The organism is Micromonospora sp. NBC_00330, from assembly GCF_036136635.1.
GTDB classification, from domain to species: Bacteria; Actinomycetota; Actinomycetes; order Mycobacteriales; family Micromonosporaceae; genus Micromonospora; species Micromonospora salmantinae.
Genome location: NZ_CP108012.1, coordinates 645,125 through 665,648, shown reverse-complemented (window position 1 = coordinate 665,648; position 20,524 = coordinate 645,125). Strand labels below are relative to the sequence as shown.

Genomic DNA, 20,524 nt, shown 5'->3' with positions numbered 1-20,524 from the left:
GTGCGGCCGGGCCAGCCCGCCGGCCCGGCGTCGGATCAGGCCAGCGAGATCTGGTCGCCGGTGACCTTGATGTCCTTGGGCGGCAGCGGCTTGGTGGCCGGGCCGGCCTTCACCGAGCCGTCCTCGATCGAGAACTTGCTGCCGTGGCAGGTGCAGTTGATGGTGCCGCCGTCGACGTTCGTCACCGGGCAGTTCTGGTGCGTACAGATCGGGCTGAAGCCCTTGAACTGGCCCGCCGTGGGCTGGGTGATGACCACACCGTCGGTGGCGAGGACCTTGCCGCCTCCGACCGGGATGTCGGCGGTGGTGGCCAGCGACTGAGAGCCCTGCCGGTCGCCGCCGCCGGCGTCGCCGGTGCTGGGCACGGCGGGGCCACCACTGGTGGGTGCGTCACTGCCGCTGCCGCCGTCGCCGCTGCCGCAGGCAGCCAGCACGACGGCCGCGCCGACCGCCCCGACGCCGGTGAGCAGGGTACGACGTGTCTGCGTACCCGGACCGGTCAGCGCCTGATCGTCACTCATGCCTCGCCTCTCTCTAGCCCGCTGCCGGTCGAAAGCCGGCCACACTTCTCCACACGGGCAACTGTGCCGGATGGTTCATCGCGGTACTCGTCCGACCCGGCAAATGAGGCGGGGCGGGTCGTCAACCGACCCGCCCCGCCCCGCGAACACGCACACATTGGTCAACGCGCGGCGGCCGGCACCTTACGGCTGGCCCGCGCCTTGGTCACGCCGTTGGCCTTGGCGGCCCGGGTGGTGGCGGCAGCCGCACCCTTGGCCTTGCCGTCGAGCTTGAGCACCTGGCGCAGGAACTCGCCGGTGTGGCTCTCGGCCACCTCGGCGACCTCCTCGGGGGTGCCGGTGGCGAGCACGGTGCCGCCGCGGTGGCCACCCTCGGGACCCATGTCGATCAGCCAGTCCGCCGTCTTGATCACGTCGAGGTTGTGCTCGATGGTGATCACCGTGTTGCCCTTGTCGACAAGCCCTTCCAGCACCATCAGCAGCTTGCGGATGTCCTCGAAGTGCAGACCGGTGGTCGGCTCGTCGAGCACGTAGACCGTCCGCCCGGTGGAGCGCTTCTGCAGCTCGGAGGCGAGCTTGACCCGCTGCGCCTCACCACCGGAGAGGGTCGGCGCGGGCTGGCCGAGGCGGACGTAGCCCAGGCCGACGTCGACAAGGGTCTTCAGGTGCCGGTGGATGGCCGGGATGGCGGAGAAGAACTCGGCGGCCTCCTCGATCGGCATCTCCAGCACGTCCGAGACGGTCTTGCCCTTGTAGTGCACCTCAAGGGTCTCCCGGTTGTACCGGGCGCCCTTGCAGACCTCGCAGGGGACGTACACGTCGGGGAGGAAGTTCATCTCGATCTTGATGGTGCCGTCACCCGAGCACGCCTCGCAGCGCCCGCCCTTGACGTTGAAGGAGAACCGACCCGGGCCGTACCCGCGCACCTTCGCCTCGGTGGTCTCGGCGAAGAGCTTACGGACGTGGTCCCAGACGCCGGTGTACGTGGCCGGGTTGGAGCGCGGCGTGCGGCCGATCGGCGACTGGTCCACGCCGACGACCTTGTCCACGTGCTCCAGCCCGGAAACCCGGGTGTGTCGGCCGGGCACCAGCCGGGCGCCGTTGATCTGGTTGGCCAGCACCGCGTACAGGATGTCGTTGACCAGCGTCGACTTGCCCGAGCCGCTGACCCCGGTGACCGCGATCAACTGGCCCAGCGGGAACGAGACGGTCAGGTTGCGCAGGTTGTGCTCCCGCGCGCCGTGCACCACAAGCTCGCGGGCCGGGTCCTGCGGGCGGCGGGCCGGCGGCGTCGGGATCGACCGCCGACCGGACAGGTACGCCCCGGTGATCGACTCCTTGTTCTTCAGCAACGCCGGCACCGAGCCGCTGTGCACGATCTTGCCGCCGTGCTCACCCGCGCCGGGCCCGATGTCGACGATCCAGTCGGCGGTGCGGATGGTGTCCTCGTCGTGCTCCACCACGATCAGCGTGTTGCCGAGCCCACGCAGCCGGATCAAGGTCTCGATCAGCCGGTGGTTGTCGCGCTGGTGCAGCCCGATCGACGGCTCGTCGAGCACGTAGAGCACGCCCACCAGGCCGGAGCCGATCTGGGTGGCCAGCCGGATGCGCTGTGCCTCACCGCCGGAGAGCGTGCCGGCCGGGCGGTCCAGGGAGAGGTAGTCCAGGCCGACGTCGAGCAGGAACCGCAGCCGGGCGTTGATCTCCTTGAGGACCCGCTCGGCGATCATCTTCTGCCGGTCGGTCAGCTCGATGCCGGCGAGCAGGTCGGCGCACTCCCCCACTGACAGGTTGCAGACCTCGGCGATGCTCTTGCCGGCCAGCGTGACCGCGAGCACCTCGGGCTTGAGCCGGGCACCGCCGCACGCCGCGCACGGCACGTCGCGCATGTAGCCCTCGTACTTGTCGCGGGACCACTCGGACTCGGTGTCGGAGTGCCGGCGCTCGATCCACTGCACCACGCCCTCGAAGCCGGTGTAGTAGGAGCGCTCACGCCCGTACTTGTTGCGGTAGCGCACGTGCACCTGGTCGTCGGAGCCGTGCAGGATCGTCTTCTGCGCCCGCGCCGGCAACGCCCGCCACGGGGTGTCGATGTCGAAGTGCTGGGCCTCGCCGAGCGCCTCCAGCAGGCGCAGGAAGTATTCCAGGTTGTGCCCGGTGGACCAGGGCTGGATGGCGCCCTCACGCAGGCTGCGCTCCGGATCGGGGACCAGCAGCTCCGGGTCGACCTCCTTCTTGGTGCCCAGGCCGGTGCACTCCGGGCAGGCGCCGTAGGGCGCGTTGAAGGAGAAGACCCGAGGCTCGAGGTCCTCGATGGCGAGCGGGTGGTCGTTCGGGCAGGCCAGGTGCTCGGAGTAGCGGCGCTCGCGGTCCGGGTCGTCCTCGGGAAGGTCGACGAAGTCGAGCAGGACCAGGCCGCTGGACAGGCCCAGGGCGGCCTCGACCGAGTCGGTGAGCCGCTGCTTGGCGCTCGGCTTGACGGTGAGCCGGTCGATCACCACCTCGATGGTGTGCTTCTCCTGCTTCTTGAGCTTCGGCGGCTCGGTCAGCGGGTGCACCACGCCGTCGACCCGGGCCCGGGCGTAGCCCTTGGCCTGGAGCTCGGCGAAGAGGTCGACATATTCGCCCTTGCGGCCACGGATCACCGGGGCGAGCACCATGAACTTGGTGCCCTCGGCCATGGCGAGGACCCGGTCGACGATCTGCTGCGGGCTCTGCCGGGAGATGCGCTCACCACAGACCGGGCAGTGCGGCTCGCCGATGCGGGCGTAGAGCAGACGCAGGTAGTCGTAGACCTCGGTGATGGTGCCGACGGTCGAGCGCGGGTTACGCGAGGTGGATTTCTGGTCGATCGAGACGGCCGGGCTCAGGCCCTCGATGAAGTCGACGTCTGGCTTGTCCATCTGGCCGAGGAACTGCCGGGCGTACGACGAGAGCGACTCGACGTAGCGGCGCTGCCCCTCGGCGAAGATCGTGTCGAAGGCCAGGCTCGACTTGCCCGACCCGGACAGCCCGGTGAACACGATGAGTGCGTCCCGGGGCAGGTCGAGACTGACGTCACGCAGGTTGTGCTCGCGCGCGCCACGGATGATCAGTCGGTCGGCCACTGTGCGTGTACTCCCGGGAGAAGATGAAGCGAAGGATCTGTCCCGCTCTGGGTGGTCTTGAGCGGTCGTGCGGGCGCGGAAAACACGCCTCGGCAACTCTAGCCCCGAGGTATGACAGTTTCCCTCGCCCGCACATTTCCCCCAGCTCAGCCCGGTCGGCCGCGCCGCCCGCAAGCCCGCTCGGCCGCGCCGCCCGCAAGCCCGGGCGCCCGCGCGTCGGCGGGCGCCCGGTCAGTAGCCGCCGGGCGTCGGCGGACGCGCGGCCCGACGCCGGGCCGAACGCCACCCGCCGCGTCGCTCCGCCGCCACCCGGGCCTCCCGCCGTCGGCTCTCGTGGGCCACCTCACCCTGTAGCCGCCGCCAGCTCTCCCACCGACGGGTGGAGAGCTGGCCGGTGTGCAGTGCCTCCCGGACCGCGCAGGCCGGCTCGCCGTCGTGGCCGCAGTCGGCGTACCGGCAACCCTCGGCCAGCCCGGCGATGTCGGCGAACGCCCGGTCGAGCCCGGTTGCGCCGTCCAGCAGGCCGACCGCCCGGACACCGGGCGTGTCGATCACCGCACCGCCACCGGGGATGGGTACGAGGGCCCGCCAGGTGGTGGTGTGCCGACCCTTGCCGTCCACCCGCCGGATCGCCTGGGTGGGCATCATCACCGCCCCGACGAGGGCGTTGACCAGGCTCGACTTGCCCGCACCGGACGGGCCGAGCAGGCCGAGCGTGCGGCCGGGCGTCACCTCGGCGCGCAGCGGTTCCAGCCCGAGGCCACGTTCGGCGCTGACCGGGAGCACCGGCACCCCGGGGGCGACGGCGGCCAGCTGGCGGGCCAGCGCGGCCGGGTCGGCCGCGAGGTCCGCCTTTGTCAGTACGACGAGTGGCCGGGCACCGGACTCGTGGGCCAGGGAGAGCAGCCGCTCGATCCGGCCCACGTCCGGCTCGGGGTGCACCGGCTCCACCACGGCGGCGGCGTCGAGGTTGGCGGCCAGCACCTGACCGCTGGCGTCCTTGCCGGCGGTACGCCGGATCAGCGCGCCTCGCCGCGGCAGCACCGCCTCCACTGTGACGCGGCGGTCCGGCCAGTGGGTGAGCAGCACCCAGTCCCCTGCGCAGGGCAGCGCGGACGGGTCCCGTGCGGCGACGGTCAGCACCGCCCCACCCAGGCTGGCCCGGACCGGGCCGACTGCGGTGAGCACCGTGCAGACCCCCCGGTCCACCCGGGCCACCCGACCCGGCTGGTGCTCGCCGCGGCGCGCGGCGTACGCCGTCCGCTCGGCGTCCCAGCCGAGGGCGGTCAGATCGATCGTCATGGCATCCTCATCGGTGTCGAAGCTGGTGATGGCGGAACACGCGTGCCACGTCCGGCATGATCACCACCTCCGTCCGATGTCCCGGTGCCGCGTCTGCCGCTGACGGTAGGTCGCGCGCCGACGCGCCGAAAGCGATTTCCGCGGCGACGGCGCGACGGCGGACCGCTAGGGTCGACGGGTGACCACGGATCCGCTGTTGCTGATGGGCGAGGTGGACGCGGCCACCAGCCGACTACTGCGTACCGCCGCCTCTTTCGACACCGCGGACCTGGCCGCCGCGTCGCTGCTGCCGGGCTGGACGCGCGGCCACGTGCTGGCGCATCTGGCGCGCAACGCCGACGGTTTCGTCAACCTGCTCACCGCGGCCCGCACCGGGGCGGCGCTGCCGATGTACGCCTCGCTGGAGGCCCGCACCGCGGACATCGAAGCCGGGTCGAGCCGGCCACCGGCCGCGCACCTGGACGACCTGCGACGCACCGCTGACCTGTTCTCCGAGGCGGTCGCGGCGATGCCGGCCGACGCCTGGGCGGCGACGGTGCAGGCGCGTAAGGGCCCGTGGCCGGCGGCGCTGCTGGTCTGGGGCCGGCTGCGGGAGATCGAGGTGCACCACCTCGATCTGGCCGCCGACTACCGGGCCGCGGACTGGTCGGAGACGTTCGCCCACCGCCTGCTGCGGGAGGCGGCCAGTCATCACGCCACGGGGCCGACGCCGCCGTCGATGGTGCTGCGCCTCGACGGCAGCGAGCATGAGGTGGTGATCGGGGAGCGCGTGGACGCTCCGGTCGTCGCCGGCCCCGCCTCCGACCTCGCCGCCTGGCTGATCGGCCGCGCCGACGGCGCACTGCTCTCCGTCACCCCTGACGGTCCCCTGCCTACTCCACCGGAATGGATATAGAAACGTCATGACATACAGCGGAGACGTCACGCACGGCGGCGCACCGGCGGTCCGGGAGCTGGACGGGCTGACCATCAGCAAGCTGTCGGTGGGTCCGATGGACAACAACGCCTACCTGCTGCGCTGCACGGGCACCGGTGATCAAGTGCTGATCGACGCCGCCAACGAGGCGCCCCGGCTGCTCGAACTGATCGGTGACGGTGGGCTCACCGCCGTGGTGACGACCCACCAGCACATGGATCACTGGGTGGCGCTGGAGGAGGTCGTCGCCAAGACCGGCGCCCGGGCGTTGGTGCACGCCGATGACGCGTCGGGGTTGCCGATCGAGGCGGAGCGGCTGGCCGACGGCGACACCGTGGCGGTCGGCGACTGCGCGCTGGAGGTCATCCACATCAAGGGGCACACCCCGGGTTCGATCGCGCTGCTCTACCGCGACCCGACCGGCACCCCGCACCTCTTCACGGGCGACAGTCTTTTCCCTGGTGGGGTGGGTAACACGGACAGGGACCCGGAGCGCTTCGCGGCGCTGATCGGCGACGTCGAGCACAAGCTGTTCGACCAACTCCCGGACGACACCTGGTTCTACCCGGGTCACGGCAAGGACAGCACCCTGGGCGCCGAGCGCCCCGCCCTCCCCCAGTGGAAAGCCAGAGGCTGGTAACCCCCACCCCACCACCAACCAAAAGACCCAACGTCGACCAAGAACCACCAAGATCAACACCCGCCGGCGCAGGCGGCACCCCCGCACAATCCGGAACCACTACGGGGGCGGGGGCCCGCCGTGCCCGGCGCAGGGATCAAGCCTGACCGCCCGGAGCCGGGCACGGCGGGCCCCCGCCCCACCCACCGCAACCCGGCCCCAGAGTCGGGCACGGCGGGCCCCCGGCCCCCACCCACCGCAACCCGGCTCCAAGCGCCCCCACACCCCCGTGCCCCCCGGCACGAAGACAACTCAGCCGACGACGGAGAACAACCGCCGCCGCGCCCCCAGCAACGCGACGGACGCCAGCACCAGCCCGACCCCCATCGTGACCAGCAGCGGGCTGGGGTCGCCCGGCAGCAGCCCGGCCACCGACCGCGACGCGGTGCCCAGGGCGAGGTAGAGACCGGCCCAGGCGGCCGCGCCGATCGTCGCGCAGCCGAGAAATCGGCGGTACGACATCCGCAGCCCGCCGGCGGCCAGTGGCAGCAGCGCGTTGAAGACCGGCAGGAATGGCGCGACCACCATCATCCGGCCGCCGCCGCGACGCAGGATTCCTTCGGCCGCCGTCCAGCGGGCCTCGCCGATCCAGCCGCCGACGCGGCTGTCGCGCAGTCGGTCGGAGTAGCGACGGCCGATCAGGAAGCTCAGCGACCAGCCGGCCAGGCAGCCGATCAGCACCGCGGTGAAGGTGGCCAGCCCGGTGCTCGGGCGGCCGACGCCGACGGCGGCGAGGATCGCGACGTCGCCGGGGACCAGGACACCCAGCAGGGGTACGGCGTCGAAGAGCATGACGAGCCCGAGCGCACCCATCAGCAGCAGAATCGGTAGTTCTCCGATCTGGGCCAGCCATTGCGTCATGCGTCGACGCTATGGCCGTGGCACCACTTCGGACATCGGGTCGTAGCCCCCAGTGACCCCTGGTATCCGCCTCGGGGTCGCCCCTGAGTCTCCGTCCGCCTCAGGCGGGGCGCAGCACCTGCACGTGGCGTAGCGACGAGTCCACCGACGGTTCGGTGGTGGGTACCGGGTAGTCGGCCAGCACGGTCAGGCGGTCCGTCGGTAGGTGTCCGCGGCCGGGGTCGCCGACCAGCACGTCGGCACCTGCGGCGGCGGCCCGCTGCAGGAAGGGCAGCATCCGGTCGGCCATCGCGCGGTCGTAGAAGACGTCTCCGGCGACGACCAGGTCGACCTTCGCCTCGGTGCTGTCGAGCAGGTCGTCCCCGGTGGCGTCGACGGCGACGTGGTTGGCCCGCGCGTTGAGGGTGACGGCGGCGACGGCGTACGGGTCGATGTCGTTGGCGATCACCTCCGCGGCGCCGGCGAGCGCGGCGGCGATGGCGACCAGCCCGGACCCGGCAGCGAGGTCGAGCACCCGGCGGCCGGCGGCCAGCTCCGGGTGGTCCAGGAGGTGGCGGGCCAGGGCCTGTCCTCCGGCCCAGGCGGACGCCCAGTACGGCGCCGGCAGCGCGTGTCCGGCTGCTGCCTCCATCCGGGCCCACCAGACGATCGCGTCCTCGGCCAGGTGCAGCCGCACCTCGGGGACGAACGGGGTGGGCATCAACCGGAGCCGGTCCAGACCGGCGCCGGGCGCGTGGATCTCGCGTTCCAGCTCGGTCAGCGCGTCGGTTGCGGCATCCTTCATCGGCGCAAGCATGCCCCAGCGGCGGTTGGTCGGGGCGGGTTTCGCATGCCGCCGCGCAGAGTTCACCCGAGTTCAGTCAAATACCTACGGCACTTCGGCCAGCGGATCGGGGTTTTGCCCGTTACTGTCGAACAGGTACGGGCGATCATCGGCCAGAGGCCGAGGGTCAGCCGCTTTGAACAGGGAGAGATGCATGGCAACCGGCACGGTTAAGTGGTTCAACTCGGAAAAGGGCTTCGGCTTCATCGAGCAGGACGGTGGAGGGCCGGACGTGTTCGTCCACTACTCCGCCATCGCTTCGAGCGGCTACCGGGAGCTCAACGAGGGCCAGAAGGTCGAGTTCGAGGTGACCCAGGGGCAGAAGGGTCCGCAGGCGGACAACGTCCGCCCGATGTAGCTCCGTGCCGGTGACGGCGGCCGGTCTCCGGCCGCCGTCGCAGCGCACTCAAGACGCCGCCGGGGCGGCGGGCAGGTCCCGCCGCCTCCGGATTGGCCCGACGAACAAAATCAACGGGGTGAGCGCCAGCCAGGCGGTCATCACGACAATTGCCGTCTCGACGCCGTAGCGTGCGCCGATGGCACCGGCCAGCACGGCCGCCAGCGGGATCGTGCCGTAGTTGAGCAGATGCATGCTCACCGTCACCCGGCCCAGCAGGTGGTGCGGCGTGTAGGTCTGCCGGAAGGCGCCCTTGACCACGTTGCCGATGGCCACCCCGAGACCGATCAGCAGGCCGCCGAGGGCTGGCCAGGCCAGCCCGACGCCGGGTGCGGCGAGCGGGATGAGCAGCGCGGGCGGGCCGGTGAGCGCCGCCGCGATCAGCAGCGCCCGTGCGGTGCCGTAGCGCCGGGCCACAGTGGTGGCGAGCAGCGCGCCGATGATCCCGCCGGCGCTCATCACCCCGACGAGCCCACCCACCAGGCCCGGCTCGAGACGCAGTTCACGGACCAGGAAGACCACCAGGACGGCCTGGTAGCCGGTCAGCCCGATGTTGCTGGCCGCGCCGAAGAGCGTGAGCACCCGCAGGTACGGGTCCCTGATGACGAAGCGCAGCCCCTCGGTGATGTCCCGGCGCAACGATCTGGACCGCTCCGAGGGGCGTACGCGTGGTTCGCGGGTGCGGATGCGCAGGAGGAACACCGCGGAGAGCAGGGATGTGAGCGCGTCCAGCAGCAGCGCGGCGACGGCGCCGATGAGCTGGGCGATCAGACCGGCGAGGCCGGGTCCGACGACGTAGCTCACGGTCTGGGTCGCCTGGAGCTTGGCGTTGCCCTCCGGCAGTTGCCCGGGTCGCAGCAGCACCGGCAGGTAGACCTGGTCGGCGGTTTCGAAGAACACCCGCGCGGCGCCAGCGCTGAGGGCGACCACCAGCAGTTGTGCGACGGTGAGCCGGTCCACCAGGGCGGCCAGCGGCACGCTGAGGAAGGCCACCGCGCAGAGCAGGTCGCAGATCACCATCACCGGTCGGCGGGGCAGCCGGTCGACCCACGCGCCGGCCGGCAGGCCGATCAGCAGCCAGGGCAGCCAGGCCGCGGCGGTGAGCACCGCCACCTGGAAGGTGCCGGCGTCGAGGACGGCGACCGCGACCAGGGGCAGCGCGACGGTGGTGACGTTGCTGCCGACGCTGCTGACCGCCTGACCGGCCCAGAGCAGTCGGAAGTCGCGGTGCCGCAGCAGCCCTCCGGTCGGGCGGACGTCGGTGGTGTCGCCGCGGGTGGCGGTGGTCACGGTCGGGCCGGTACGCCGTGGACGAACACGAAGACCGGCCTGCGGTCGGCGTCGTCGTCGGGTGGCTCCCGGTCGGCCCAGCGCGCGAGGACGTCGATCATCTCGTGGCTCAGCTCGGCCAGTTCCTCGGGCGTGAGGTGTAGCCAGTGGTCGGTGGAGAACGGCGCGTCGTTCCAGGTGGCCTGGGTGCTCTCGTCGACGGCGTGCCAGGCCCGGGCCAGGGCGACGTGCCGGTCCAGGTTCAGCGAGGTGGCGGCGTCGGCGACCGCTCGGGAGGCGGGGTCGGCGTCGAAGTCGGCGTTGGACCAGCGCAGCCCCCGGGTGACCAGGCGCCACCACCGCTCGCGCCGGTCGCGGGCCAACTCGGGCGCCTCGGTGACCAGGTCGGCGGCGGCGAGGACCTTGAGGTGGTGGCTGACGTTCGCGGGGGCCTGGTCGGTGCGCTCGGCGAGCAGCCCGACGGTGGAGGGCCCGTGGACCTTGAACACGTCCATCAGCCGGCGGCGCAGCGGGTGGGACATGGCGGCCAGCACCCGGGAGTCGGTGATCTGGCGTACGTCGGAGCTGTCCATGCCGACAGGATGGCATCCGCAACGACCATTGCGCAATGTTCATTGCTCAATAGTCGTTGCGGATGCGCCAAGAGGGGCGGCCCGGCGGCCTCGGGCCGCCCCTCGCTCAGGCGACCAGCCGGCGGGCCAGCTCGTCGGCGACCTGCTTGGCCAAGGTGGGCGGGATGGCTGCGGCGATCTTCTCCGGCGTCAGCGAGGCCAGGACGCCCTGGACGATCGCCGGCTCGTCGGTGAAGTCCCTGTTGGACAGCGCGGTCAGCGCCGCCTCCAACGCGCTCACCTGGGCGGCGAGCGACGTCAGCGTCGGGTGTGCCGAGACGAAGTTCGGGACTGTGGCATCCTCACCCATCGCCATCCGGGTGTAGATCTGCCCGATCGGGTTACGGCCGTCCAGCACTGTGAGGTTCTTGTGGACGGTGGCCAGCCAGTTGTGTTCTTCGGGGGTCATGTCGTCGTCCTCCAGGAGTCCGATGGAGCTGAGGTAGCGGCGGAACAGGGGCCGCTGGTCGCGGCCCGCCTTGATGGCGTCGCGGAAGAAGCTGAAGTGGGTGTGCCAGCGGTGGGAGCTGTCGCCGCTGGTGCGCTTGCCGAGGCGATCCCACCGCTTGACCGTGGTGCCGTCGGGGCTGTAGATGATCTCCCGGATGTCCCGGGTGTCGGCCGCGTTCGCGGCGCACTGCGCGACGCACCAGACCGAGAAGCTGGGCAGCGTGTTCGCACGACCACCGGAGCGGACATCGAACGGGCCGACGTCCAGCGCCGCCGCGTCGAGGGTCAGCCCGGCCCGGTCGCGGGGCGACTCGACCACGGAGTAGTCGTTGGGAACGACCCGGTCCGATCCGCAGTGGTAGCCACCCCGGTGGGCCGGGTCGCCGACGATGCCGACCTCGCCCGGGTCCAGGTCGTCCGGCCCAGGGGCGTTGTCGAGGTGAGTGAGGAGCAGGCTTCGGACGGCCAGAAGATTAGCCGGGGCCCGGGTCATGGGGTCCCCCTTTCCGAGAGGCGGGGACCGGGCACGACGTCACACCGCGTACGCGGTGCTGGGCTTCGGGCGAGCCCGGCCTACTGGTGCACGGCGCCGGGCGTTGACTCAACCATAGCCCGCAGTTTCGGCAAACGCCCAGCTCAGGAGGGGTCTGTTCAGATTGGAGGTTGCGGCGGGGCAGAGTGGACGATTGGCAGCAGCAGCGCCGAGGGGTGCGCCGGGTCGTGCAGGACCTGCCGCCAACCGGCACGCAGCGTCACCGCCGTGCCGAGCGGCTCCCCGGTGCCGGGGTTGCGGGCCCACCGTGGATGGGCGCCGCCGGAGACCTGCACCCGCAGTCGGTGCCCGGCGGCGAAGCGGTACGCGGTCGGCCAGAGCGGCACCGGAATCCGCAGCGCCCCGGACGGGTCGGGCGGGAAGCGCTCGGGTGTGACCCGCACCAGGCCGTCGCACACGTTCCACGAGCGACCCCGGCGGTCCACGTCGCACAGACGAACGAAGACGTCCAGGTACGGCAGATCGCTGCGGAGGTGGATCTCGGCGCGGACCGGGCCGATCACCTCGACCGGCGCGGTCAGCGGGGCGCTGGTGTAGGTCAGCACGTCGGAGCGGGCCTCGACACGCCGGTTGTCGACCGGGCCGGCCCGTTGGGCGACGAGCAGTGGACCGCCCGTCGACGGGGTGGGATCGGCCGGGTCGTAGCGGAACGCGTCCGGTGTCGACGCGACAGGTGGGCGTGGCGCCAGCTCGCCGCCGGGTTGCAGGTGCCAGGCGGTCTCGACCGCCGGGGGCGGCCAGTCCGGCAGGTCCCGCCAGCCGCCACCGGCGCCGCTGACGTGGATGCGCACGGGCGGCCGGGCCGGTCCCGCCGGGACGGGCGATCGAGGCGCGGCCGGCAGGTGCTCGTCGAGCCAGGCCAACCCCTCGCGCAGCGCTGCCACGAACAGTCCAGGGCTGCCGTGCGTCCACGGACCGATCACCAGGCGCGGCGGTGTGCCGGCGGCACGCAGAACGGCGTGGTCGTCGAGCTGGGCGGGCAGGAAGATGTCGTGCCAACCGGTGACCATGACCACCGGCGCCCGCACCTTCGCGACCTGGTCGGCGAAGACCCGGGTCCGCCAGTACGCGGCCTGCGGTGTGTGGTGGCGCAGCCACTCCTGGAAGAACGGGATGGTCACGCCGGTGGCCACCCGGTCGGCGTCGGCCAGGGGGAGGTGCTCCAGCGCGGCGGCCAGCCGAGGTTGCCCGCGCTTGAGTTCCCACTGCCGGGCCAGCCACGGCACGGTCTGCGCGTGCAGCAGCTCCGCCCAGGTCAGCACGGTGTCCAGGGCGAAGGACTCCCCCGCGTACGTCGAGTCGCGGGTTGCCGAGGCGGTCACCACGGCGACCATCGCGCGCAGTTCGGTGTCGGCGTCGGCGGCAAGGGCCCACTGGGCGAAGCCCTGGTAGCTGACCCCGAACATGCCGAGTCGCCCGGACCACCAGGGCTGGCGGCGCAGCCAGTCCAGCGTGTCCGCGCCGTCGTCGCGCTCGTGCACCAGCGGGGCGAACGTTCCGCCGGAGCCGCCGGTGCCCCGGCACGACTGGATCACCGCGTGTCGACCCCTGGCGGCGAGCAGCCGACCGAGCAGCCGCAGCGGTCCACCCCGCCCGTAGGGGGTGCGGATCAGCACTGTCGGCGCGCCGCGGACGGCCGGGGCGTAGTGGTCGGTGCGCAGCACCACACCGTCGCGGGCCCGCACCGGGAGGTCACGGCTGACCCGCACCGGGCCGGGGCGGGTCGGTGGCAGGCGCAGCGCGGCGCTGGCGAGGCGGGTGACGGGGTCCGGCAACGGTCAGCCCGTCGGGCGGCGGGGTGACTCCGGCCGGGCGGCGCGCACCGCGTCGCGGTGCCCGCGCAGCGACTCGCTCATCTCCGCCATGAACCGGTGCACCACCTCCAGCTCGTCCTCGCTGAAGCGGGCCATCACGGTGTCGGTCCGGGCGCCCAGCGGCCGGAAGAACTCCATGGCCAGGGCGGCGCCCTGGTCGGCGTAGTGCAGCAGCACCTTGCGCCGGTCGACGGTGTCCCGGTCGCGGCGGATGTGCCCGGCTCGTTCCAGCCGGTCGATCAGGGCCGTGACCGAGCCGGAGGAGAGGTTCAGCTGCTCGCCGAGACGGCCGGGGGTGATCGGGTCACCGAGCAGTTCGGCGTCCATCACCGCGATCAACGCCTGCAGGTCGGTCGGGTTGAGGCCGTGCAGGTTGGCGAAGGCGTGGCCGACCTGCTGGGCGTCCACCGCGTACCGCCGGAGGTTGTTGGTGATCTCGGCGACCAGCTGCTCGCGGCGCGTGTCGCGCCGTCGGTACATGCCGTGAGTCGCCACCTCGCGCCGCTCTTCCCGTCGTCGGTCCCCCGGGTTGCAGCATAGAACAGCCCCGGATAATCTCGGCTATCAAGATACTTGCCTTTCGAAAGACCGTGAGGTCACCTGATGTCTGTGTTCACCAGAGTCGCTCGTGGCCGGCTGGCCGCCTGGCTCACAGTGGCCGCCGCGATCGTCGTGGGCGCTGCCGTCTTCGGGACACCCCAGCCGGACAACCCGGCGCCGGTCTCCGCCACCGGCCTGTCCGTGCAGTGGCAGTCGACCCAGGTGCAACGTCTCCAGGACCAGCTGCCGTCGCGCGACGTGCAGCCGGCCATCGTGGTGATCAGTCGTGGTGACGGCGGCGCGCTGAGCGCGACCGACCGGGCGACCGTCGGCGCTCGCGTCGACGACCTGCGCCGCTTCGCGGTGGGTGGGCAGGTCAGCCCCGCCCAGGTCTCCCCGGACGGCGCGGTGGCCCTGGTCGCCGTGCCGCTGGACACCGCAGGCGGGCAGGAGGTCGTCACCGACGCGGTGACCCAGCTGCGCGCCACCCTCGCGGACCTGCCCGACGGGCTCACCGCCGAGGTGACCGGCGCCCCGGCGTTCACCGCCGACCTCTCCTCGGTGTTCGACGGCGCCGACGTCACACTGCTCGTGGTGACCGCCGCCGTGGTCGCGCTGCTCCTGCTGATCACCTACCGCAGCCCGTTCCTGTGGATCGTGCCGCTGGTCGTGGTCGCCGCCACCGAGCAGCTCACCCTGCGCGCTGTGGACGTCATCGTGCCGGGCGTCGGCATCAACCTCCAGCAGGGCCAGGTCACCGGCATCGCCAGCGTGCTGGTCTTCGGCGCCGCCACCGACTACGCGCTGCTGCTCATCGCCCGCTACCGGGAGGAGTTGCACCGCGAGGAGGACCGGTTCGCGGCGATGCGCGCCGCGCTGCGCCGCACCGCGGAGCCGATCCTCGCCAGCGGCGGCACCGTCGTGCTCGGCGTCCTCACCCTGCTGCTCAGTGAGCAGGAGACCAACCGGGCGCTGGCCGTGGCGTGCGCCACCGGTGTGGTCTTCGCCATGCTCTCGGCCCTGTTCGTGCTCCCCGCCGTGCTGGTGCTCTTCGGTCGCGGCCTGTTCTGGCCGTTCGTACCCCGGGTCGGCGGCCCGGTACGCGAGGGCCGGCTCTGGGGTCGACTCGGCGCCGCAGTGCAACGCCGGCCGGTGGTGGTCGCGACGCTGGCCACAGTGTTGCTCGGCGGCCTGGCACTGGGTGGGCTCGGCATCCGTACCGGCCTGTCCGAGACCGAACAGTTCCGGGCCGAGCCCGAGGCGGTGACCGGGGCACAGACCCTGGCCAGGGCCTTCCCCGCCGGCAGCACCCAACCCGTCGCCGTGATCACCACCCCGGCGGCGGTGCGGGCGGTCACCGACGCCGCCACCGCGGTACCCGGTGTCGCCTCGGCGCGCCCCGGCGACGCCGGCACGGCCGTCGCCCAGGTCGACGTGGTTCTCGACGCCGAACCCGGCACCACCGCCTCGGACCGCGCGATCGAGGCGCTACGGGCGGCGGTCGCCGCCGTTCCCGACTCCGCGCCGCCGGCCGCCGCGGGCGCCGACGCCCCGTCCGGGGCGATCGTCGGTGGCTCCGTGGCCGCCACGTACGACTCCGACGAGGCCAACGACCGCGATCTGCGACTCATCCTGCCGATCATCCTGCTGCTGGTCGGCGCCGTGCTCGTGCTGCTGCTACGCGGTCTGCTCGCGCCGCTGCTGTTGGTGCTCACCGTGATCGCGTCGTACTTCGCCAGCCTCGGCGCGGCCTGGCTGCTCTTCGACCACGTGCTGGGCTTCCCGGCCCTGGACAGCGGTGTGCTGCTGCTCGCCTTCGTGTTCCTGGTGGCGCTCGGGGTGGACTACAACATCTTCCTCGTCACCCGTGCCCGGGAGGACGCCCGCAGCGCCGGCACCCGCGCCGGGATGCTCTCCGCCCTGCGGGTCACCGGCGGTGTGATCACCAGCGCCGGAGTGCTGCTCGCCGCGGTCTTCGCCGTGCTCGGTGTGCTCCCGCTGATCACCCTGACCCAGATCGGGATCATCGTCTGCATCGGTGTCCTGCTCGACACCCTGCTGGTCCGTACGGTCCTGGTGCCGGCGCTGGCGTTCCTGCTCGGAGACCGCTTCTGGTGGCCCGGCCGCATCACGCGCGACCCGGCGCAGGCCACCCCGCGCTCGCCCGAGCCGGTCGCCGCGCACGACTGACGGACTCGGCGGGGGCCGTGGCGAATCCGCCACGGCCCCCGCCGGGGTCAGTACGCCAGGCAGACGCACTCGCTCATCAGCGCCCGTACGTTGCGCACGTACGACGGGTTGGGGATGGCCAGCGGCTTCCCCTCCTGCGCCACCGCACCGTGCCCGAAGTTGTACGCGGCGATGACGGCGTTGAGCAGGCAGGAGTTCAGCTCGCTGGTGCACAGTGCCGGGTCGAGCCGGAAGTCGGACTCGAAGTACATGTCGCCGATGTACTTCGTCGCCCAGGCCAGATAGGTGGCGCCGAGGTAGGCGTTGTCCTGGTAGGCGTCGATCTTGTAGCTCTTCTCGAACCGCTGGTTCATCCAGGTAGCGGTGTCCGGCATCACCTGCAACAGCCCGACCCCACCGTCGCAGGCGTAGATGTTGGACTGCCAGCCGCTCTCCTGCCACGCGGTGGCCTTCAGCAGGTCGAGCGGGATCTTGATGTCCGGTGCCGAGACCGGCCAGTAGGTGCGGTTGGCCGCATCGGTCAGCGCCGCCTTCACCTCGGACCGGCTCGCCTGGGTGCCCTTGTAGGTCGGCTTGCAGGAGCTCGGCGCCGGCTTCGGCGGCGCCGGCGGAACCTCGGTCTCGGTGGGCGGCTTCGGCACCGAGCGCGGCTTCGGCGCCGCCCGGGTCGGCTTCTTCGTCGTCTTCGGCTTCGGGGTCGCGCTACGACTCGGCGCGGAACCCATCGATTCCACAGCGCTCACCGACGGGCTCGGCTCCCCGTCGACCTCGTCGGACGGGGCATCGGTCGGCCCGTCGGTGACGGCGACCGGCGCGGCCAGGCCCGATGGGCTCTCCCCCTTGGCGGCGCAGCCGACCAGCGCGCTCGCCAGCAGAAGCCCGGCGAGCACTGCGGCGCCCAGCCGATCGGTGCGTCGAACCATGCCGTTGCCTCCCCCGTGTGATTGTCGCCGCACCCTAACAAGGTTCGACCGGGCGGCGTTGCCCCTGCGACGGCCGCCGGGGGGCCTGGTCCACAGGGGGCTGACCGTTGCCCACCGCCCGGTCCCGGGTCGCCCAGGCGACCATGAACACCACAGTCCAGAGCACCCCGAGCAGCACCGCCGCGGCCGTCCCGCTCGCCGTGTCCAGTCCGAGGTAGAGCCGCGCGCCGCCGATCCCGAGCACCCCCGCCGCCGCGGCGGTCCAGGCGGCCACCGCCACCGGCCAGTGGGCGCTGCGCGACACCAGCCACGCCAGGGTGCAGAAGCTCGCCGCGACCACGGCGTTCTGGGTGGAGAGCGGAGCCACCTCGCCGCCGCCCGGGGCGGTCCCGTTGGTGCCGGTCAGTTCGGCCACCAGGGCCAGCACCACCAGCGGCACGAACGCGCCCACAGTGCCGACCACGCTGAGCAGGTCCGTCCGCCAGGGTCGGTTGCGCCACGCCAGCACCGCCGCCACCAGCGCCACCAACAGGATCAGCACCGACCCGCGTACCACCGACACCACTACCAGTGTGGCGTCGGCGGCGTCCGGGGTACGCCGAGCGGCGAACCACCCCGCGATGGCGCCGTCCAGCGCGGCCAGCCCACTGTTGCGGACCGCCACCGCGAGCAGACCGGCGATGGCGAGCCCGGCGGCGAACAACAGCAGCAGCCCGGCGGCCAGATTGAGCAGCAGCGTCCAGGCCGGGCCGATCCGCATGGCCACCAGGAAGAACAGCACCCCGTAGCGGGCGGTGAGCCACCGCACCGGGGGCAGAGCGCCGGCCCGGGACAGCAGCGCCCGCACCGGGTCGGGGTTACGGCCCAGCCACCGACCCACGAGCACCACACCCACCAGGCCGGCCAGCAGCAGGAACGCCACCCCGGTGGCCCGACCGAGAAGCCGGGAGACAGTGTCGTACGACTCACCGGCGAGGTGACCGAGCAGCACCGAGCCGCCCACCCAGGTCACTACTCCGGCCAGGTTCCACAGGGCGAACCGCCGGTACGGCATACCGGCCGCACCGGCCAGCCGGGGCACCAGGGTCCGGGCGAAAGCCACCCATCGGGCGGCGAACACCCCCCGCCCACCGAGGCGGGCGAGCATGGCGTCGGCGCGGGCCCACCGCTGCGGCCCGACCCGGTGCCCCAGCCCGGCACGCAGTCGGGAGCCGTACCGCCGTCCGGCGCGAAAGGCCAGCCCATCGCCGAGGACCGCCGCGACGATCATCGCGAGCAACGCCGGCCCGAGCCGCAAGGTACCGTTGTAGGTGAGGAAGCCGACGAGCAGCAGGGTAGCCTCACCCGGCACGAGCAGGCCGAAGATCACCGCGGTCTCGCCCGCCACGATCAGCGCGGCGACCAGGTAGATCCACAGGGTGGGCAGACCCTGCACCCAGGTCAGCAGGTCGTGCACTCAGGCCCCCGGGACACGGGTGCCAGCATGCCAGCCGGGAGAACCACCGGCACAGCGGTTTCACCATAGATCAGGGGCACCTGGGGGTGACCCCGACGCAGCCTGCGCGAGCGCAGGCGGAAGGATAGAGGGTATGCAGCTTCGCACCGACCTCCGCAACGTCGCCATCATCGCTCACGTCGACCACGGCAAGACCACCCTGGTCGACGCCATGTTGCGGCAGGCCGGCGCGTACGGCGCACGCGGCGAGAACACCGAGCGGGTGATGGACTCCGGTGACCTGGAGCGGGAAAAGGGCATCACGATCCTGGCCAAGAACACCGGCGTGCGTTACCTGCCGGCGGACGGCTCCGACCCGGTCACCATCAACATCATCGACACTCCCGGCCACGCCGACTTCGGTGGCGAGGTCGAGCGCGGCCTGACCATGGTCGACGGCGTGGTGCTGCTCGTCGACGCCAGCGAGGGCCCGCTGCCGCAGACCCGCTTCGTGCTGCGTAAGGCGCTGCGGGCCCGGATGCCGATCATCCTGGTGATCAACAAGGTGGACCGTCCGGACGCCCGGATCAAGGAGGTCGTGGACGACACCTACGAGCTCTTCCTCGACCTGGACGCCGACGAGGAGCAGATCGACTTCCCGATCGTCTACGCCTGCGCCCGCGACGGCATCGCCTCGCTGACCCAGCCCGCCGACGGCTCGGTGCCCGACGACAGCACCTCCCTGGAGCCGCTGTTCCGCACCCTGCTGGACACCATCCCGGCACCCTCGTACGAGGAGGGCGCGCCGTTGCAGGCCCACGTCACCAACCTGGACGCCTCGCCGTTCCTCGGCCGGCTCGCGCTGTGCCGGGTCCGCCAGGGCACCATCAACAAGGGTCAGACGGTGGCCTGGTGCCGCACCGACGGCAGCACCCAGCGGGTCCGCATCTCCGAGATGCTGATGACCGAGGGCCTGGAGCGCACGTCGGCCGAGACCGCCGGCCCGGGCGACATCATCGCCGTCGCCGGCATCCCCGAGATCATGATCGGTGAGACCCTCGCCGACGTCGAGAACCCCGTCGCGTTGCCGCTGATCACCGTCGACGAGCCGGCCATCTCGATGACCATCGGCACCAACACCTCGCCGCTTGTCGGCCGGCTCAAGGGCTCCAAGGTCACCGCGCGGATGGTCAAGGACCGGCTCGACAAGGAGCTGATCGGCAACGTGTCGCTGCGGGTCCTGCCCACCGAGCGGCCGGACGCCTGGGAGGTGCAGGGCCGCGGCGAGCTGGCGCTGGCCATCCTGGTCGAGCAGATGCGCCGGGAGAGCTACGAGCTGACCGTCGGCAAGCCGCAGGTGGTCACCCGGGTAATCGACGGCAAGACCTGCGAGCCGGTCGAGCGGCTGACCATCGACGCCCCGGAGGAATACCTGGGCGCGATCACCCAGCTCCTCGCCACCCGCAAGGGCCGGATGGAGCAGCTGGTCAACCACGGCACCGGCTGGATCCGGATGGAGTGGCTGGTGCCGGCGCGCGGCCTGATCGGCTTCCGCACCGAGTTCCTCACCGACACCCGGGGCACCGGCATCCTGCACCACGTCTTCGAGTCGTACGAGCCGTGGTTCGGCGAGCTGCGCACCCGTAACAACGGCTCGCTCGTCGCCGACCGGGCCGGCGCGGTCACCGCCTTCGCGATGACCAACCTTCAAGAGCGCGGTCAGCTCTTCGTCGAGCCCACCACCGAGGTGTACGAGGGCATGATCGTCGGAGAGAACTCCCGCTCCGACGACATGGACGTCAACATCACCAAGGAGAAGAAGCTCACCAACATGCGGCAGTCGACCTCCGACGAGACCGAGAAGCTGGTCCCGCCGCGCAAGCTCACCCTGGAGCAGGCGCTGGAGTTCTGCCGCGAGGACGAGTGCGTCGAGGTCACCCCGGCCACGGTGCGCATCCGCAAGGTGGTGCTCGACCAGCAGCTGCGGGGCCGGGCCACCGCCCGCCGCAAGCACGCCGGCTGACCCACCAGCACCCGACACCGGGCGCGTCGGCCGCTTGCGGCCGACGCGCCCGTCGTCTTTCCCCCGACGGGTACGCGAGCCCACCCCCG

At 72.0% G+C, this 20,524-nt stretch carries 17 protein-coding genes; 5 read left to right on the top strand and 12 right to left on the bottom strand.

Annotated elements, in window-relative coordinates:
- Positions 1-35: 35 nt before the first annotated feature.
- From OG598_RS03090 to rsgA, 3 genes are all read right to left on the bottom strand, one after another.
- The gene (locus tag OG598_RS03090; RefSeq protein ID WP_328652936.1) at positions 36-521 is read right to left on the bottom strand and encodes a Rieske (2Fe-2S) protein; all 486 of its coding nucleotides are present in this window, start codon (positions 519-521) and stop codon (positions 36-38) included.
- Positions 522-682: 161 nt separating this feature from the next.
- The gene (uvrA, locus tag OG598_RS03085) at positions 683-3,628 is read right to left on the bottom strand and encodes an excinuclease ABC subunit UvrA (RefSeq protein ID WP_328652935.1); all 2,946 of its coding nucleotides are present in this window, start codon (positions 3,626-3,628) and stop codon (positions 683-685) included.
- Between the two features lie 231 nt (positions 3,629-3,859).
- Complete coding sequence (gene rsgA, locus OG598_RS03080) at positions 3,860-4,930, bottom strand: ribosome small subunit-dependent GTPase A (RefSeq protein WP_328652934.1); 1,071 nt, start codon at positions 4,928-4,930, stop codon at positions 3,860-3,862.
- 178 nt (positions 4,931-5,108) lie between these two features.
- Here rsgA and OG598_RS03075 point away from each other — a divergent pair, with 178 nt between their 5' ends.
- Together OG598_RS03075 and OG598_RS03070 are read left to right on the top strand one after the other, a co-directional pair.
- Complete coding sequence (locus OG598_RS03075; RefSeq protein ID WP_328652933.1) at positions 5,109-5,825, top strand: maleylpyruvate isomerase family mycothiol-dependent enzyme; 717 nt, start codon at positions 5,109-5,111, stop codon at positions 5,823-5,825.
- A gap of 7 nt (positions 5,826-5,832) precedes the next feature.
- A complete protein-coding gene (locus OG598_RS03070) occupies positions 5,833-6,486 on the top strand; it encodes an MBL fold metallo-hydrolase (RefSeq protein ID WP_328652932.1) in 654 nt (217 codons plus the stop codon).
- A gap of 291 nt (positions 6,487-6,777) precedes the next feature.
- Here the strand turns inward: OG598_RS03070 and OG598_RS03065 are convergent, their stop codons facing one another.
- Both OG598_RS03065 and OG598_RS03060 read right to left on the bottom strand, forming a co-directional pair.
- Positions 6,778-7,386: a DedA family protein gene (locus tag OG598_RS03065; RefSeq protein WP_328652931.1), complete on the bottom strand. Its 609-nt coding sequence runs from the start codon at positions 7,384-7,386 to the stop codon at positions 6,778-6,780.
- Between the two features lie 100 nt (positions 7,387-7,486).
- Positions 7,487-8,170 carry a class I SAM-dependent methyltransferase gene (locus OG598_RS03060; protein WP_328652930.1) on the bottom strand — a complete coding sequence of 228 codons (684 nt, stop codon included), beginning with the start codon at positions 8,168-8,170 and terminating at the stop codon, positions 7,487-7,489.
- Positions 8,171-8,363: 193 nt separating this feature from the next.
- On the opposite strand from OG598_RS03060, the gene OG598_RS03055 reads away from it, so the two are divergent.
- Entirely contained in the window at positions 8,364-8,567 is a 204-nt protein-coding gene (locus tag OG598_RS03055; RefSeq protein WP_007462771.1) for a cold-shock protein, read from the top strand.
- 48 nt (positions 8,568-8,615) lie between these two features.
- On the opposite strand, the gene OG598_RS03050 is transcribed toward OG598_RS03055, so the two are convergent.
- The 5 genes from OG598_RS03050 to OG598_RS03030 all read right to left on the bottom strand — a co-directional run bounded on the left by OG598_RS03050 (position 8,616) and on the right by OG598_RS03030 (position 13,804).
- A complete protein-coding gene (locus tag OG598_RS03050; protein WP_328652929.1) occupies positions 8,616-9,896 on the bottom strand; it encodes an MFS transporter in 1,281 nt (426 codons plus the stop codon).
- Positions 9,893-10,468: an ArsR/SmtB family transcription factor gene (locus OG598_RS03045; RefSeq protein ID WP_328652928.1), complete on the bottom strand. Its 576-nt coding sequence runs from the start codon at positions 10,466-10,468 to the stop codon at positions 9,893-9,895. Before OG598_RS03045 ends, OG598_RS03050 begins: the two co-directional genes overlap by 4 nt.
- Before the next feature lie 106 nt (positions 10,469-10,574).
- Positions 10,575-11,450 (bottom strand): hypothetical protein, encoded by an 876-nt coding sequence (locus OG598_RS03040; protein WP_328652927.1) that lies wholly within the window; start codon positions 11,448-11,450, stop codon positions 10,575-10,577.
- A 158-nt stretch (positions 11,451-11,608) separates the two neighbouring features.
- On the bottom strand, positions 11,609-13,285 hold the full coding sequence (locus OG598_RS03035) for a CocE/NonD family hydrolase (RefSeq protein WP_328652926.1): 1,677 nt from the start codon (positions 13,283-13,285) through the stop codon (positions 11,609-11,611).
- Between the two features lie 3 nt (positions 13,286-13,288).
- A complete protein-coding gene (locus OG598_RS03030) occupies positions 13,289-13,804 on the bottom strand; it encodes a MarR family winged helix-turn-helix transcriptional regulator (protein WP_091407987.1) in 516 nt (171 codons plus the stop codon).
- 123 nt (positions 13,805-13,927) lie between these two features.
- Here OG598_RS03030 and OG598_RS03025 point away from each other — a divergent pair, with 123 nt between their 5' ends.
- On the top strand, positions 13,928-16,054 hold the full coding sequence (locus OG598_RS03025; RefSeq protein WP_328652925.1) for an MMPL family transporter: 2,127 nt from the start codon (positions 13,928-13,930) through the stop codon (positions 16,052-16,054).
- Between the two features lie 47 nt (positions 16,055-16,101).
- Here OG598_RS03025 and OG598_RS03020 read toward each other — a convergent pair whose 3' ends face one another.
- Positions 16,102-16,977, bottom strand: a complete 876-nt coding sequence (locus OG598_RS03020) for a lytic transglycosylase domain-containing protein (protein WP_328652924.1) — start codon at positions 16,975-16,977, stop codon at positions 16,102-16,104.
- A gap of 34 nt (positions 16,978-17,011) precedes the next feature.
- Positions 17,012-18,433 (bottom strand): DedA family protein, encoded by a 1,422-nt coding sequence (locus OG598_RS03015; RefSeq protein WP_328652923.1) that lies wholly within the window; start codon positions 18,431-18,433, stop codon positions 17,012-17,014.
- Between the two features lie 133 nt (positions 18,434-18,566).
- Here OG598_RS03015 and typA point away from each other — a divergent pair, with 133 nt between their 5' ends.
- Positions 18,567-20,435, top strand: coding sequence for a translational GTPase TypA (typA, locus tag OG598_RS03010; protein WP_091407975.1), 1,869 nt, complete (start codon positions 18,567-18,569; stop codon positions 20,433-20,435).
- The last annotated feature ends 89 nt before the right edge of the window (positions 20,436-20,524 follow it).

Excerpts from the sequence above, each read along its gene's own strand:
- OG598_RS03090 (WP_328652936.1), bottom strand. The coding sequence starts at position 521 with ATGAGTGACGATCAGGCGCTGACCGGTCCGGGTACGCAGACACGTCGT.
- rsgA (WP_328652934.1), bottom strand. The coding sequence starts at position 4,930 with ATGACGATCGATCTGACCGCCCTCGGCTGGGACGCCGAGCGGACGGCG.
- OG598_RS03070 (WP_328652932.1), top strand. The coding sequence starts at position 5,833 with ATGACATACAGCGGAGACGTCACGCACGGCGGCGCACCGGCGGTCCGG.
- OG598_RS03065 (WP_328652931.1), bottom strand. The coding sequence starts at position 7,386 with ATGACGCAATGGCTGGCCCAGATCGGAGAACTACCGATTCTGCTGCTG.
- OG598_RS03060 (WP_328652930.1), bottom strand. The coding sequence starts at position 8,170 with ATGAAGGATGCCGCAACCGACGCGCTGACCGAGCTGGAACGCGAGATC.
- OG598_RS03055 (WP_007462771.1), top strand. The coding sequence starts at position 8,364 with ATGGCAACCGGCACGGTTAAGTGGTTCAACTCGGAAAAGGGCTTCGGC.
- OG598_RS03045 (WP_328652928.1), bottom strand. The coding sequence starts at position 10,468 with ATGGACAGCTCCGACGTACGCCAGATCACCGACTCCCGGGTGCTGGCC.
- OG598_RS03040 (WP_328652927.1), bottom strand. The coding sequence starts at position 11,450 with ATGACCCGGGCCCCGGCTAATCTTCTGGCCGTCCGAAGCCTGCTCCTC.
- OG598_RS03030 (WP_091407987.1), bottom strand. The coding sequence starts at position 13,804 with ATGTACCGACGGCGCGACACGCGCCGCGAGCAGCTGGTCGCCGAGATC.
- OG598_RS03025 (WP_328652925.1), top strand. The coding sequence starts at position 13,928 with ATGTCTGTGTTCACCAGAGTCGCTCGTGGCCGGCTGGCCGCCTGGCTC.
- OG598_RS03020 (WP_328652924.1), bottom strand. The coding sequence starts at position 16,977 with ATGGTTCGACGCACCGATCGGCTGGGCGCCGCAGTGCTCGCCGGGCTT.
- typA (WP_091407975.1), top strand. The coding sequence starts at position 18,567 with ATGCAGCTTCGCACCGACCTCCGCAACGTCGCCATCATCGCTCACGTC.